This is a genomic window from Sorangium sp. So ce185 (assembly GCF_051526825.1).
GTDB classification, from domain to species: domain Bacteria; phylum Myxococcota_A; class Polyangia; order Polyangiales; family Polyangiaceae; genus Sorangium; species Sorangium cellulosum_D.
Map to the genome: position 1 here is coordinate 575176 of NZ_CP150316.1, position 14073 is coordinate 589248.

Below are 14073 nucleotides of genomic sequence, written 5' to 3' on the forward strand. Positions count from 1 at the left end.
CGAGCGTGCGCCCCGGCGTCTGGCCCGGGAGCGCTTCCCCATCCCATGTGTACTTGTTCGTATATCCGCGCGGCGTGACCATGTACCCCTCGAAGACGAAGGTGTTGGTCGACCCCACGAGCACCGTGGTCAGCATCCCGATCTCGTAGTCGAGGAAGTGATCGACATCGGTGAGCACCGCGCTCTCCAGCTTGCGATACGCGCTCTTCACGAGCGCCACCGGCGTCGTGCCCGCCCGGTGCTGGCGGATGATCTCCTGGGCCCGCACGATCTGGCGCGTGCGCCGCCCGCTCGCCGGATTGTAAAGGCCGATCACGAAGTCGGCGGACGCCGCCGCCTCGAGCCGCCGCTCGATGACCGGCCACGGGGTCAGGAGGTCGGACAGCGAGATGGCGCAGAAGTCGTGCCCGAGCGGCGCGCCGACGAGCGACCCGCACGCGTTGAGCGCGGTCATCCCGGGCACCAGGCGGAGCTCCGGCGACTCGCCCCGCTTCCAGCCGATCTCCTCCAGCACCTGGAAGACGAGCCCGGCCATGCCGTACACCCCCGCGTCCCCCGACGAGATGATCGCCACGCGCGCGCCGTCCCGCGCCCGCTCCACCGCGGCGCGCGCCCGGCCGATCTCCTCGGTCATGCCGGTCTTGATCACCTCCTTGCCCTCGATGAGGTGCTTCACCAGCCGGATGTACGTCGTGTACCCCACGATGAGATCCGACGCGGCGATCGCCTCGAGGGCGGCGCGGGTCGCGTGCTCCTCGGCGCCGGGGCCGATCCCGACGATCGACAGGACTCCTTTGCTGTCACCCATGGCTCTCCTCGACGTTGCGCTTCGCGAACGGGACGCGCGCCACGGCGAGCGTCATCGACCGGCCCACGCCCGGCTCGGTGTACGCCCGCTTCGGCACGAGCAGCTTCGTGGCCCCCGCCGCGCGCAGGGCGGCCGGCTCGGCGACGCCCCGGGCGCCGACGTGCTTCTTCACCGTCTCCGACGGGTTCTCGATCCCCTCGGTCGCGTCGAGCTCCTCGGCCGTGAACGTCACGAGCGGCCACCCCCGCCGCGCCGACAGCGCGAGCAGCGCCTCCTCGTCGGCCTTCTTGTCGATCGTCGCCAGCGCCTTCACCGACTTCGCCGACAGCCCGTGCTCCTCGAGCAGCCGGTCCACGCCGCGCTCCACCATGTCGAGCGGCGCGCCGCGGTCGCAGCCGACGCCGAGCACGAGGCTCTTCGGCCGGTAGACGACGGCGCGCTCGACGATCTCGGGGTGCGAGCGCCCGAGATCGCGGTCGCTCGCGACGAGCAGGATCTCCCACGCGCCCGGATCCACGCCGTCGAGCGACGTCGCGTAGCGCACGCCCGGCGGGAGCGGCGTCCCCTCGGGCCAGAACGAGGGCTCGCCCGTCTCCTGCACGAACAGCACGGGCGCGGCGTTCACGACCGCGGCGCAGCCGCGCGTCACGTTGCGATCGGGGTCGTCGAGCGTCCACCCGAGCTCGCGGCCGAGGATGTCGACCGTCAGCGTGCCGATCGCGTCGGACGCCGTGGTCACCACCGGCTGCGCGCCGAGGAGCGCGGCCACCTTCTCGGTGAACGCGTTGCCCCGGCCGACGTGGCCGGACAGCACGCAGATCGAGAACCGGGCCGCGTCGTCGACGCACACGACCGCCGGATCGACCTTCTTGTTCTTGAGCAGCGGCGCGACCATGCGCACCACGGCGCCGACGCTGATCACGAACACGTGGCAGTCGTAGGCCGTGAACGCCTCGGTCAGGAGCGGCCCCATCGGCAGCGGCAGCGGCCTCGCGCCCTCCGGCGCCCGGTCGAAGAGCTTCTGCGACACGTAGAGATCCGCGCCCGGCAGGCCCGGGACGAGCCGGCGCGCGATGTCGATCCCGTGGCGCGTGATGGCGTAGACGGCGTAGGGCTTGCGCTCGGGCGTCACGGGGCCTCCGGCTCTTCGTTCAGGCTCTTGTCGAAGCTGCCCGGCAGCGACGCCTCGGCCTCGCCGACGAGCAGCCCGCTGCGCTCCCCGCGCGTGACCACCACCATGGCGAAGCAGTCGCCCCGCTCGCCCTGCGCGGCCCTGAGGTCCCGCACGATCCGCTGCTCGGGCATCGTCGCCTTGGAGACGAACACCGCCCGGTCGAGGAGGCCCGCCCGCGTGAGCGCCTCGGTCACCTTGGGCATCTCCGAGCCGATCTTCATCAGGACCACGGTGTCGAAGCGCCGGAGCACGTCGGTCAGGTCGTCGACGCCGTACGTGGCGGGGAGGATGGCGATCCGCTCCTGCCCGTCGGCGAGCGAGAGCCCGCTCACGGCCGGGACCGCCGTGACCGAGGTGACGCCGGGGACGACCTCGACCTCGAGCCCGGGGTAGCGGCGGAGCGCCTCGCGGCGCACGTAGACGAACGTGCTGAACAGCGACGGATCGCCCTCGGTGGCGAACGCGACGGACAGGCCCCGCGAGAGCCGGTCGCCGATCTTGTCGACCGCCGCGTCGACGTAGGGGCGGACGCGATCCGGGTCCTTGCTCATGGGGAAGGTGAGGAGCAGCCGCTCCTTGTCCCGCTGCTTGCCGACGACGGGCTCGAGGATCCGGTACGCCATCGACGCGCCGAAGTCCGAGCTGCGGGGGAGCGCGAGCACGTCCGCGCCCTCGAGCACGCGCACGGCGCGCAGCGTGAGCAGGTCCGGCGCGCCGGGGCCGACGCCGACGCCGTAGAGCTTGCCGAGGCCGCTCATGACGCCTCCGAGGCGCTCGCCGCGGGCTTCGTCGCGGCGAAGACGTGGATCGGGTTCAGCGCCTCGTACCGCATGTACCGCGCGAGCGGGACGCCGCGCGAGACCGAGAGCAGCGTGACCTCGGGGTCGAGCCCCCGCGCCCGCAGCGCCCGGTACGTCTCGGCCACGTTCTCCATCGTGATCGCGTTGACCACGAGCCGGCCGCCCGGCCGCAGCCGATCGAGCGCCGCCGCGATGATCTCCTCCATGCTCCCCTTGCTCCCGCCGACGAACACCGCGTCCGGATCCTCGAGCCCCGCGAGCGCCTCGGGCGCGCGGCCCGCGATCACGCGCACGTTGTCGACCCCGTGCGTGCGGACGTTGTCCCGGCAGATCTCGACGCCCTCCGGGTCGACCTCGATCGCGTAGACGCGCCCGAGCGGGCAGAGCATCGCCGCCTCGATCGAGACCGACCCCGAGCCGGCGCCGACGTCCCAGACGACCGCGTCGGGGCGGATCGCCATCGACGCGATCGAGAGCAGGCGCACCTCGCGCTTCGTGATGAGGCCGTTCTTCGGCATCCGCTTCGCGAACGCGTCCTCGTGCAGGTACGGGACGGAAGGCGGCGGCCGCCACGCCGGATCGCTCCGGAGGAGCAGGAGCACGTTCAGCGGCCCGATGTCCTCGCAGGCCGCGAGCGCGGCGAGGTCGAACGCGCGCACGCGCTCGCCGGCGCCCGCGAGGCTCTCGCAGACCCACGCCTTCCAGCCGGCGTCGCCGTGCTCGAGGAGCCGCGCCGCGAGCCGGGCCGGGCCGTTCTCGCCGTCGGTCAGCACCGCGACCTTCGAGAGCCGGCGGAGGCGCGTCGCGAACCCCTCGGGCGAGCGCCCGTGGACCGAGACGAACGCGGCGTCGTCCCAGGCGATGCCCGTGCGCGCGAACGCCCACTGGACCGAGCTCAGGCTCGGGATGATCTCGACGTGCTCGCCGCCGAGCTTCCGGACGACGAGCGCGCCGACGCCGAAGAACAGCGGATCGCCCGAGGCGAGGATGCACACGTTCTGCTCGGCCGAGAGCGCCTCCACGCGCTCGAGCGCCGCGGAGAGCCCGCCCTTCAGGGCGATCTTCTCGCCGCGGAACTGCGGGAAGAACTCGAGGTGCCGCTCGCCCCCCACGAGCACCTCGGCCCGGGCGACCGCGGACGCGGCGCGGCTCGACAGGCTGGCGCACCCGTCGTCGCCGATGCCGACGACGGTCACGGCGCGGCGGGCGCTCACCGCGCCCCCTGCGCCGGCTCGCCCGCCGGAGCGGGCGCCGCCTCGGCCGAGAGGAGCAGCAGCGCGTGGACGATCGCCACGGCGATGGGGCTGCCGCCCTTGCGGCCGCGCGCCACGATCGACGGGAGCCCGGACTCGAGCAGCGCCTCCTTGGACTCCGCCGCCGACACGAACCCGACCGGCACGCCGATCACGAGCGCCGGCCGCGCCCCCTCCTCGCGGGCGAGGCGCACGACCTCGAGCAGTGCGGTCGGCGCGTTGCCGATCGCGACGATCGCCCCGTCGAGGAGCCCGAGCCGGTGCGCCTTGCGCATCGACTCGATCGCGCGGGTCGAGCCGGCCGCCGACGCGGCCTGGATGACGTCGTCGTCCGAGATGAAGCAGTGGATCTTGCAGCCGTACGACGCGAGCCGCTGCTCGTTCAGGCCGACGCCGATCATCTTCACGTCGACGAGCACCGGCGCGCCGCCCCGGAGCGCCTCGATCCCGCGCGCGATCGCCTCGGGGTGGAGCCGCATCAGCGACGAGAACTCGAAGTCCGCGGTCGCGTGGATCACGCGGCGGACGACCTGCCACTCCGCGTCCGGGAAGCCGTGCACGCCCGCCTCCTCGTCGATGATCGCGAAGCTCTTGTCCTCGATGCGCCGCCCGAGCGCGGTCATCTGCCGCATGTCGTTCACCGCGCGCGCCTCCTCACCGCTCATGGCTCCTCCGCTCTGTCTCTGCCGGCGCCTTCGGCCGGGTACCGGCCGAGCAGCGCCCCGTTGAAATCGACCAGGCAGGCGTGCACCTCGAGGCCGCCGCCCGCGTGGCGCGAGGTGTGCTCGACGACGCGCCTGCAGATCCCCCCGGCCACGCCGGTGAGCCCCTCGCGCTGGCACAGCTCGAGCACGTGCCGCGCGGTGTTGGCCTGCCGGATCTCGGCCGCGATCTCCGGCCGCGCGCCGAGCTCCTCGGCGATCTGCGCGAGCAGCTCCATGCTCACCTCCGAGCCGGCGGCGTGCGTCATCATCTTGCCGTCGGCCATCTTCGAGAGCTTGCCGATCATGCCGACGATGACCGCGCGGGCGATCCGCCGCCGCGCCGCGTGGCGGACGCCGGTGCCGATGAAGTCGCCCACCTGGATGAACGCGTCCTCCGGGAGCTCCGGGTAGAGCTTCATCGCGTACGCCTCGGACTTGCCGCCGGTCGTCAGCGCGAGCGTCGCGATGCCGCGCTCGGCGGCGACGTCGATCGCCTGCACCACGCTCGCGCGGAAGGCGGCGGTCGAGTACGGCTTCACGATCCCGCTCGTCCCGAGGATGGAGATCCCGCCGATGAGCCCGAGGCGCGCGTTGATGGTCTGCTTCGCCATCTCCTCGCCCTGGGGGACGCTGATCGTGACCGTGGCGCCGGCGAAGCCCGAGCCCTCGAGCTCCTCGAGCACCATCTCGGTGATGTTCCGGCGCGGCACGGGGTTCACGGCCGGCGCGCCGACCGGCAGCCCGAGCCCGGGCTTTGTGACGACGGCGACCCCGTCGCCCCCGCGGATCTCGATGCCCGGCTCGCGGCGGAGCTCGACCTCGGCGACGAGCTCGGCGCCGTGGGTGCAGTCCGGATCGTCGCCGGCGTCCTTGATGACGCTGCACGTGGCGCGCGGCCCCTCGCGGTCGCAGCGCTTCAGCGGGAAGGTCACCCGCTGCCCGTTCGGCAGGGTCGTCTCGATGGCGTCGACGGCCGCGCCGCGCGTGAGCACGCGCGCCGCCGCCTTGGCCGCGGCGGCCGCGCACGCGCCCGTCGTGAACCCCTCGCGCTGCCCTTTCGGGTCTCTCGGCCGGACCTCTGCCATCCAGGATCCTGAACGATTACGCGGACTTCTTCAGCGGGTTGTTGAAGAAGCTCTCGAGGAGCACGCTGCCCTCCGGCGCGCCGAGCGCGGCCAGCCGGTCGCGGAGCGGGTAAATGACGGCGCCGTCGCCGGCGCAGAGCGCGGCGTCGTAGGGCCCGGCCGCGAGGTGATCGCCGACGAGCGCGCACGCGCGCGCCGGACGCTCGGGGTGGCCGACCGGGAGGAAGCCGCCGAGGACCGTCAGGCGGGCGCGCTCGGGGAGGCGCTCCCGGACGAACCGCTCGGACACGAAGGTGTCGTCGGACTCGACGAGCCAGAGCAGGTCGAGCTGCGCCGCGCCGGCCGCGGCCGCGCCCCGCGCGATCCCGAGCGCGGCGGTGATGCCGGTGTCGGTGGCGACGACGAGCGCGCGGCCGGAGAAGCCGTCCGGGAGCCGCAGCTTGCCCCAGGGGCCGCTCCACTCGAGCTCCGCCCCGACGGCGATGTCGTTGAGCACGTTCGACCCCGGGCCGGCGCCGATGCGCTTGACCGCGATCTCGACGCTGCGCTGCTCGGCGTCGCTCGAGAGCAGCGAGTAGGCGCGCTTCGCGAGCTTGCCGCCGGGCAGGGTGACCCCGGTGTTGATGATCACGTACTGCCCGCCGGCGAAGCCGAGCGCGGCGCCGTCGACGCGCTCGACGCGGAGCAGCCGCGCCCCGTGGCCGAGCGGCTCGGCGTGGACGATCCTGATCTTGGCGCTGCCTTGAGCCATCGGTCCGCTCCTGCTCCTGCTCCTGCCGTGATTACTCCGCCGGGTAGACCTCGTGCACGAAGTCGTGCATCTCCTCGAGCTCGCGGTAGAGCCGGCCGAGCCCGTCGACCTGGGCGCGGAGGTCGAGCTCGACCTGCTTCGTGAGGATGAGGAGCGAGCGCAGGTAGGCGATCTTCTCGTCGCCCGCGGGCGTCTTCGCGACCTTCTCCTGGAGCTCCGCGAGCGACCCCTCGAACAGCCGCGAGAGGCTCTTGAGATCCCCGGCGCGCAGCATCGCCGAGATCGGGCCGGGCGCCTCGGCCGCGGGGCCGAGCTCGGCGAGCTCGTGCGCGCGCTCGGCGGGATCGTCGATGCCGAGGATGTTCATGAGCCCCAGGCGAAGCGCGGCGATTTCGTGACAGGCCATGTCGGCTCCCTCCTAATCCGCCCCCTCCTACCAGCTAGAGAACAGGGCGGGAAGGAGCAGGCGGGGCGGCCCGTGCGCGCGCTTCGACGGGCGCTCGGTCCGTGCTAGGTGGGCCCGCCGCCGCGCGCCCAGCGAGCGCGGCGCCCGCGCGCCCATGCAGAAGATCACCCTCCTCGATCGCCTCCGCTACCGCTTCGATCTCACCATGGCGAAGGGCGCGCCCGCGCTCATCGCCTGGCTGTTCGTGCTCTCGACCGCGATGGTGGTCGTGTTCGCGGCGATCGTCGTGCTCCTCGGGCTCGCCCCCGACGGGGAGGAGGGCGCGCCGGTGTCGTTCCCCTCCGCCCTCTGGATCACGCTGATGCGCGCCCTCGACGCCGGCACCGTCGCCGGCGACACGGGCAGCCGCGGCTACCTCGCCGCGATGTTCGCCGTCACGCTCGGCGGCATCTTCATGGTCAGCATCCTCATCGGCATCATCACGAGCGGGATCGAGGACCGCGTGGCCGAGCTCCGCAAGGGCCGCTCCGTCGTCTGCGAGGAGGGGCACACCGTCATCCTCGGCTGGTCGCCCCAGATCTTCTCGATGATCCAGGAGCTCGCGATCGCCAACGAGAGCCGCCCGCGCGCGGCCATCGCCGTGCTCGCCGAGAAGGACAAGGTCGACATGGAGGACGAGATCCGCGCGCGCGTCGGGTCGACCGGCAAGACGCGCGTGGTCTGCCGCACCGGAAACCCGTGCGATCCCGCGGACATCGCCATCGTGAACCCGGACGCGGCGCGGTCGATCATCCTGCTCTCGCCCGAGGAGGGGAACCCGGACTCGCAGGTGATCAAGTCGATCCTGGCGCTCACCAACAAGGCGGGGCGCAAGAAGGGGCGCTACCCGATCGTCACGCAGATCCGCGACCGGCGGAACCTCGACGCCGCGCGGCTCGTGGCGCGCGACGAGGCGGCGCTCATCCCCACGGAGGACGTGCTCTCGCGCATCACCGTGCAGACCTGCCGCAGCGAGGGCCTGAGCGTGGTCTACGGCGAGCTGCTCGACTTCAAGGGCCACGAGATCTACACGCGCGACGAGCCCGCGCTCGTGGGCAGGTCGTTCGGCGAGGCGCTCTTCGCGTACGACGACTGCGCGGTGATCGGGATCCGGCGGCGGGGCGGCGAGGTGCTGCTCAACCCGCCCATGGACGCGCGGATCGAGCCGGGCGACGCCGTCATCCTCATCGCCGAGGACGACAGCGCGATCGGCGCGCCCTCGAAGAAGCCGCCGAAGGTCGACGAGCGGGCGATCCGGGACGGCAAGCCCGCCGCGCCGCGGCCCGAGCGCACGCTCCTCCTCGGCTGGAACCGCCGGGCCGCGGCGTTCATCAACGAGCTCGATCACTACGTCGCGGAGGGCTCCGAGGTCACCGTCGTCGCCGACGTCCCCGACGCCAGGGAGCAGCTCGAGGCCGAATGCGGCGAGCTCCGGAACCTCGCCGTCAGGATCGAGCGGGGCGACACGACCGATCGGCGCACGCTCGACCGCGTGGTGGGCGCCTACGATCACGTGGTGACGCTGAGCTACTCCGACGCGCTCGATCCGCAGGAGGCCGACGCGCGCACGCTGGTCACGCTGCTCCACCTGCGCGACCTCGAGGCGAAGCGCGGCCAGAGCTTCAGCATCGTGAGCGAGATGCTCGATCTCCGGAACCGCGAGCTCGCCGAGGTCGCGCACGCGGACGACTTCATCGTGAGCGACAAGCTCGTCAGCCTGATGCTCGCGCAGATCTCCGAGAACCGGGACCTCGCCGCGGTCTTCGAGGACCTGTTCGATCCGGAGGGGTCCGAGCTGTACCTGAAGCCCGCGCGCGACTACGTGCGCCTCGCCCGCCCGGTGACGTTCGCCACGATCGTCGAGTCGGCGCGGCGCCGCGGCGAGGTCGCGGTCGGCTACCGCCTCGCGGCGCAGGCCGACGACGCGGCGCAGGCCTACGGCGTGAAGGTGAACCCGAGGAAGCGCGCGCCGGTGACGCTCGGCGAGGGCGACAGGATCATCGTCCTGGCCGAGCAGTAGCGGGGTCAGCGGGCGTCGGCGCGCTCGAGGAGCACGCCCGCGGCGGCGATGGCGAGGGCGGCGAGCGGGATCGCGAGCGCGAGCGCGGCCGGCCCGAGCCAGGCCGAGGTGGCGTCGTTCCAGAGCAGCGACGCGAGCACGATCGCGTCGCGGAGGCCCTCGCGCGCCTCGAACGCGTCGGGCCGGTACATGAACGCCGCCGTGGGCAAGAGCGGCGCGATCCACACGGCCGACGCGACCAGGAGCGCGTGGAAGCTGTCGCGCATCCGCGCGAGGAGCGGCAGGAGCGCCGAGAGCAGCGCGATCGCGAGCGCGACGAGGGCGAGGCCGGCGCCGAGCGCGCCCGCCGCGCTCACCATGTCGTTCGTCGCGATGTGCGGCGCGACGGCGAGCGCGGTACAGGCCGCGACCGCCACGCCCGCCCCGGCCCCGGCGAGCAGCGACGGCGCCGTGCGCGCGGCGAGCAGGACGCGGGCGCGGATCGGCTTGGCGAGCAGGATCTCGAGCCGATGCTCCTCCCGCGCCGTGACCGTCGCGTCGACGAGGCCCGTCAGGGCGACGAAGTAGGCGACGAAATAGGTAGCGAGGAGATCGTTGATCAGGAGCACGGCGGCCATCCCCTCGATGCCGAAGGCCTGCTCCAGGAAGTGGATGACCTGGGCCGGCACGCGGACGAGCAGCGCGTGCGTGCCGAGCACCACGAGCGCGCCCGCGATCGCCGCGACGAGCGAGGTGCGGCGCGGGGCGCGGCGCGCTTCGAGCGCGAAGTAGCCGCGGAGCGAGCCCGCGGGGGCGGTCGCCCGGGTCATGCTTCCATCCTCCGGACGCCGGCGGCGCCGACCGCGACGGTGAGGGCGGTGAGGGCGGCGAGCGCGAGCATCGGCGGGCCGAGCACGGCGGGGCCGAGGCGGTCGAGGCTCCCGAGGCCGAGCGCGCCGAGGGTGATCGGGTTCGCGAGGGTGATGGCCCGCCAGGCGGGCTGATAGAAGCCGATGAGCGAGAGGCCCACGAGGCCCCCGAGCGTGGCGAACCCGATCAGCGCCGAGGCGCCGCGGTGCTTCACCCACGCGGCGATCGCGGCAGAGAGCGCGGTCGCGAACAGGGCCGCGAAGGCGTGGAGCGACATCGCGCCGAGGAAGGGGCCGGGGCGGAAGCCGGGGACGCGCGCCGCGAAGTAGACGGCCCCGGCGAGCTGGGTGGCGACGTGCAGGGTCCCCATCACCGCGCACGCGCTCAGCGCGCGGAGGACGAAGTAGCGCGGGATCGAGAGCGGCTTGCTGGCGAGGAGCGGCAGCACGCCGGTGTCGCGCTCGCGGAGCACGACGCCGCTGGCGAGCACCACGGGGATGAACGCGATCGCCTTGTTCATCGTCAGGTCGATCCACACGTACATGAAGGTCTGGAACGGCCCGGCGTCGCCGAACCAGGCGGCCATCGCGGCGCGCACGTGCTCGGGCGGCCGCGCGAGCACGACGGGGATCGCGACCAGGGCGTAAGCGAGCATCGCGACGCAGAGCCAGGTCTTCCGCTCGCGGAGCGTCGCGAGGTAGTCGAGCCACAGGAGGCGGATCACGCGGCCTCCCGGCGCACGAGCGCGAGGTAGAGATCGTCCATGGTGCGGGCGCCGTGCGCGTCCTTGAGGCGCTCGACCTCGTCGCAGGCGACGAGGCGCGAGCGGTGCATCACCGCGACGCGCCGGCAGAGGGCCTCGACGTCGGAGAGGATGTGCGACGAGAACACGACGGTGACGCCGCGCTCGCGCGCGAGCTCGCGGAGCAGCTCGAGGAGCTCGTGGCGGCCGAGGGGATCGAGGCCCGAGGTCGGCTCGTCGAGCAGGAGCACCGCGGGCTCGTTGATCAGCGCCTGGGCGATCCCGACCTTCTGGGCCATGCCGGTGGAGAAGCCGCGCAGGGGGCGGTCGGCCTCGCGCTCGAGCCCGAAGCGGCGCAAGAGGGCGTCGGCGCGCGCGGCCGCGACGTCGCGGGGCAGCGCGAACATCGCGGCGACGTAGCGGAGGAACCCGCGCGCCGTCATGTCGGGGGGCAGCGCGTACGAGGCGGGCAGGTAACCCGCGCTCCGTCGGACCTCGAGCGTCTCGCGGACGACATCGCGCCCGAGCACGCGCGCGGACCCCGAGGTCGGCCGGGTCAGGCCGAGGAGCATGCGCAGCGTGGTCGTCTTGCCGGCGCCGTTGTGCCCCATGAAGCCGAAGATCTCGCCCGGCGCGACGGTGAAGCTCACGCCGTCCACGGCCGTGACCTTCCCGAAGCGCTTGCCGAGCGCGTTCACCTCGATCGCCTGGTTCATCGCTCTCTCCCTGCGCGCGATGCGGTCGCGCGGTGTGTCGTGGAGACCGTGGTCGTGGAGGCCGCCGCGGGGCGCGCGGCGAGGCCGGCGCGGAAGATGTCGGCGATCGCGTCGAGCGCGCGCTCGCCGGCGAAGGAGCCGAACGACGTGACCAGCCCGAGGTGCTGGGGCGCGAAGCGCAGCACGCCGAGCACGAAGGGGATCGCGTCGCGATCGACGTCGGGCCGGATCTCGCCGCGCGCGATGCCCTCGTCGACCCAGCCGACGATCTGGGCGACCTGCGCCTTCGCGGCGGCGGCGCTCGCGGCGTCGTCCTGCAGGCGGAGCGCGCGGAGGTCGGGGTCCTCGCGGAGGAGCTTGCCGAAGAGCGGCTCCGCGGCCTGCTGGCGGTAGGCGAAGCGGAGGGTCGCGACGAGGCGATCGAGCGGCGAGTCGAGGCCCATCACCTCGGCGGCGAAGCGGGCGCGGATCGCGGCGAAGGCCTGCTCGACCACCTCGCGCAGGAGGGCCTCCTTGTCGGCGAACTCCAGGTAGAGCGCGCCCTTCGCGCAGCCGGCCTCGGCGGCGACGGCGTCGAGGTTCACGCCCTTGAAGCCGCGCTCGGCGAAGAGGCGCCTGGCGGCCTCGAGGATCCGGGTGCGACGCGCAGGGTCGCGGGGCTTTTCGGGGCGGCGGACGGGCACGGTCGGTATATGACTCAAATGACTGATTAAGTCAATTTGATCAAGTTCGGGGGAGGCGAGCGCCGGTGCGCCGGTGGGTGAAGGTGCGCCGCCTTCGGGTCGGCCCGGCTCGTTCGCGGCGGCTCCGGGATTCGCCGTTGGCTGCGGCCGGCTTGTTTAGACGATATTCGTATGCTACGAATCTCGTACAATGTCGGACGCCTCGGAGACCGAGCAGCTGAACGCGGCGCTCCACGTGCTGCTGCTGCGGCTCAACCTGGCCCGCCTCGATCTCTGGTCGGACAAGCTCGCGGGCGTCGGCTACCTCGATCTGCACGCGATGTCGTTCGTCGAGGAGAAGCCCGACCACACGCTCGCCGAGATGCGCGCGTACCTTCAGGTCCCGCAGAGCACCCTCACGAGCATCCTCGACCGCCTGGAGCAGCGGGGCCTCGTGCGGCGCGGGGTCCACCCGACCGACAGGCGCTCCTACCTGATCGAGCTCACCAAGAAGGGGATCGAGCTCCAGCGCGAGCACCACCGCGTCGAGCGCCTGATCATGCGCAAGATCCTCGACGCCCTCCCGGACGCCGGGGAGCGCGCCCAGTTCGTCGAGCTGTTCCGCAAGATCGCCAGCAAGGTGTGAGCCGGCGCGGAGGGGCCGCGGCGGCGCTCTCGCGCTCATTTGTACGATATTCGTACTTTACTAAATAAGTAAAATAGGAGGTTCGTATGTCGAAGCCGCGGGTGAGGGTCGCGATCATCGGGGGTGGGATCGGCGGCTTGACCGCCGCGCAGGTGCTCCTGCGCGCGGGGCACGAGGTGACGTGCTTCGAGCAGGCGGCCGAGCTCCGGGAGGTCGGCGCCGGCATTCAGGTGGGGCCCAACGCCTCACGCGTCCTCCACCGCCTCGGCCTGGCGGAGCCGCTCGCGAAGGTCGCGGTGCAGCCCGTCGCCGTCGAGATCAAGCGCTGGGACACGGGGCGGGTGCTGAGCGCGATCCCCGGCAACCCGGAGATCTCGCGGCGCTACGGCGCGCCGTACTACACGATGCACCGCGCCGATCTGCACGCTGCGCTGCGCGCGGGGGTGCCGGACGCGGCGCTGCGCCTCGGCGCGCGGTGCGTGGGCGTGACCCACGGGGAGCGGGAGGCGATCGCCCGCTTCGCGGACGGGTCGACCCACGCGGCCGACGCGGTGATCGGCGCCGACGGGATCCGCTCCCAGATCCGCCGCAGCCTCAGCGACGATGCGCCGCGCTTCTCGGGGCACGTCGCCTGCCGCGTGCTCGTCCCCGCCGCGCGGGTCCCGGCGCTCGCATCGCCGCCCACCGTGCGCATCTGGCTGGGGCCCGGCCAGCACATGGTCTGTTACCCGGTGTCGGGCGGGAGCCTCCTGAACCTCGCCACCGCGATGCCCTCGCGCTCCCCGGCGGCGGAGTCGTGGATCCGCGAGGGGCGCCGCGAAGATGCCCTCGAGAGCCTCGCCGGCTGGCACGAGGATCTCCGCGCGATCATGAACGCGGCCGACGGGACGCTGGAGCTGCCGCTCTACGACCGGGCCGCCCTCGCTCGACTCGGGGAAGGGCGGGTCACGCTGCTCGGCGACGCCGCGCATCCGATGCTCCCCTTCTTCGCGCAGGGCGCAGCGCAGGCGATCGAGGACGCCTGGGTGCTCGGCCGCTGCCTCGAAGGGATCGCCCCCGAGGGCGTGGCGGGCGCCCTCCGCCTCTACGAGCGGGCGCGCGCGCGCCGCGCGGCGCAGATCCAGCGCCTGTCGGTGCGCAACGGGAAGCTCTTCCAGCTGCCGGACGGCCTGCGCCAGCGGGGGCGCGATCTCCTGCTCAGGAGGCTGTCGCTCGAGAGCTTCGACTGGCTGTACGGCTACGACGTGACCTCCGCGCCGATCGATTCGGAGCGAACCAACGACGGAGGCTGGGGATGGAGGATGGGCCGCAGCGCACCGAGCCGGCCATCCCCCCATGGCTCGTGAAACACCGGCGCTGCCGGATGCCGAAAGGGGACCGTCCGCCCGCGCGGGCTTGAGGCACGGATCGCGCAGGAG

The 14073-nt window shown here is 72.9% G+C and carries 14 protein-coding genes and 1 pseudogene; 3 read left to right on the forward strand and 12 right to left on the reverse strand.

The annotated features are described in order from the left end of the window. Nucleotide 1 precedes the first annotated feature (1 nt). The 8 genes and pseudogenes from cobJ to WMF26_RS02245 all read right to left on the reverse strand — a co-directional run. Nucleotides 2–808 (reverse strand): annotated as a pseudogene (cobJ, locus tag WMF26_RS02210) (precorrin-3B C(17)-methyltransferase); the annotation flags it as partial. Beyond that, on the reverse strand, nt 801–1940 hold the full coding sequence (locus tag WMF26_RS02215) for a cobalt-precorrin 5A hydrolase (RefSeq protein ID WP_437998966.1): 1140 nt from the start codon (nt 1938–1940) through the stop codon (nt 801–803). The gene WMF26_RS02215 and the pseudogene cobJ, both read right to left, overlap by 8 nt. Further along, a complete protein-coding gene (cobI, locus tag WMF26_RS02220) occupies nt 1937–2740 on the reverse strand; it encodes a precorrin-2 C(20)-methyltransferase (protein WP_061626870.1) in 804 nt (267 codons plus the stop codon). Before cobI ends, WMF26_RS02215 begins: the two co-directional genes overlap by 4 nt. Beyond that, nucleotides 2737–3996 (reverse strand): precorrin-6y C5,15-methyltransferase (decarboxylating) subunit CbiE, encoded by a 1260-nt coding sequence (gene cbiE / locus WMF26_RS02225; RefSeq protein WP_437998967.1) that lies wholly within the window; start codon nt 3994–3996, stop codon nt 2737–2739. The genes cobI and cbiE overlap by 4 nt, the downstream gene beginning before the upstream one ends. After that, on the reverse strand, nt 3993–4700 hold the full coding sequence (locus WMF26_RS02230) for a precorrin-8X methylmutase (protein WP_437998968.1): 708 nt from the start codon (nt 4698–4700) through the stop codon (nt 3993–3995). Before WMF26_RS02230 ends, cbiE begins: the two co-directional genes overlap by 4 nt. Further along, nucleotides 4697–5824, reverse strand: coding sequence for a cobalt-precorrin-5B (C(1))-methyltransferase (locus WMF26_RS02235; RefSeq protein WP_437998969.1), 1128 nt, complete (start codon nt 5822–5824; stop codon nt 4697–4699). The genes WMF26_RS02230 and WMF26_RS02235 overlap by 4 nt, the downstream gene beginning before the upstream one ends. Nucleotides 5825–5840: 16 nt before the next feature. After that, nucleotides 5841–6575: an FAD-dependent oxidoreductase gene (locus WMF26_RS02240; RefSeq protein WP_437998970.1), complete on the reverse strand. Its 735-nt coding sequence runs from the start codon at nt 6573–6575 to the stop codon at nt 5841–5843. A 31-nt stretch (nt 6576–6606) separates the two neighbouring features. Then, entirely contained in the window at nt 6607–6981 is a 375-nt protein-coding gene (locus tag WMF26_RS02245) for a DUF3209 family protein (protein WP_061626878.1), read from the reverse strand. Between the two features lie 154 nt (nt 6982–7135). On the opposite strand from WMF26_RS02245, the gene WMF26_RS02250 reads away from it, so the two are divergent. Beyond that, nucleotides 7136–9040, forward strand: a complete 1905-nt coding sequence (locus WMF26_RS02250; RefSeq protein WP_437998971.1) for a CASTOR/POLLUX-related putative ion channel — start codon at nt 7136–7138, stop codon at nt 9038–9040. 5 nt (nt 9041–9045) lie between these two features. On the opposite strand, the gene WMF26_RS02255 is transcribed toward WMF26_RS02250, so the two are convergent. The 4 genes from WMF26_RS02255 to WMF26_RS02270 are packed head-to-tail and all read right to left on the reverse strand — an operon-like array spanning nt 9046 to nt 12030. After that, complete coding sequence (locus WMF26_RS02255; RefSeq protein ID WP_437998972.1) at nt 9046–9849, reverse strand: hypothetical protein; 804 nt, start codon at nt 9847–9849, stop codon at nt 9046–9048. Further along, nucleotides 9846–10613, reverse strand: coding sequence for a hypothetical protein (locus WMF26_RS02260; protein ID WP_437998973.1), 768 nt, complete (start codon nt 10611–10613; stop codon nt 9846–9848). Before WMF26_RS02260 ends, WMF26_RS02255 begins: the two co-directional genes overlap by 4 nt. Continuing rightward, on the reverse strand, nt 10610–11347 hold the full coding sequence (locus WMF26_RS02265) for an ABC transporter ATP-binding protein (RefSeq protein WP_437998974.1): 738 nt from the start codon (nt 11345–11347) through the stop codon (nt 10610–10612). Before WMF26_RS02265 ends, WMF26_RS02260 begins: the two co-directional genes overlap by 4 nt. Then, nucleotides 11344–12030: a TetR family transcriptional regulator gene (locus WMF26_RS02270; RefSeq protein WP_437998975.1), complete on the reverse strand. Its 687-nt coding sequence runs from the start codon at nt 12028–12030 to the stop codon at nt 11344–11346. The genes WMF26_RS02265 and WMF26_RS02270 overlap by 4 nt, the downstream gene beginning before the upstream one ends. 190 nt (nt 12031–12220) lie before the next feature. Between WMF26_RS02270 and WMF26_RS02275 the strand changes: the two genes are divergently transcribed. Both WMF26_RS02275 and WMF26_RS02280 read left to right on the forward strand, forming a co-directional pair. Beyond that, nucleotides 12221–12655 carry a MarR family winged helix-turn-helix transcriptional regulator gene (locus WMF26_RS02275; RefSeq protein ID WP_437998976.1) on the forward strand — a complete coding sequence of 145 codons (435 nt, stop codon included), beginning with the start codon at nt 12221–12223 and terminating at the stop codon, nt 12653–12655. An 86-nt stretch (nt 12656–12741) separates the two neighbouring features. Continuing rightward, nucleotides 12742–14001 carry an FAD-dependent monooxygenase gene (locus WMF26_RS02280; RefSeq protein ID WP_437998977.1) on the forward strand — a complete coding sequence of 420 codons (1260 nt, stop codon included), beginning with the start codon at nt 12742–12744 and terminating at the stop codon, nt 13999–14001. The last annotated feature ends 72 nt before the right edge of the window (nt 14002–14073 follow it).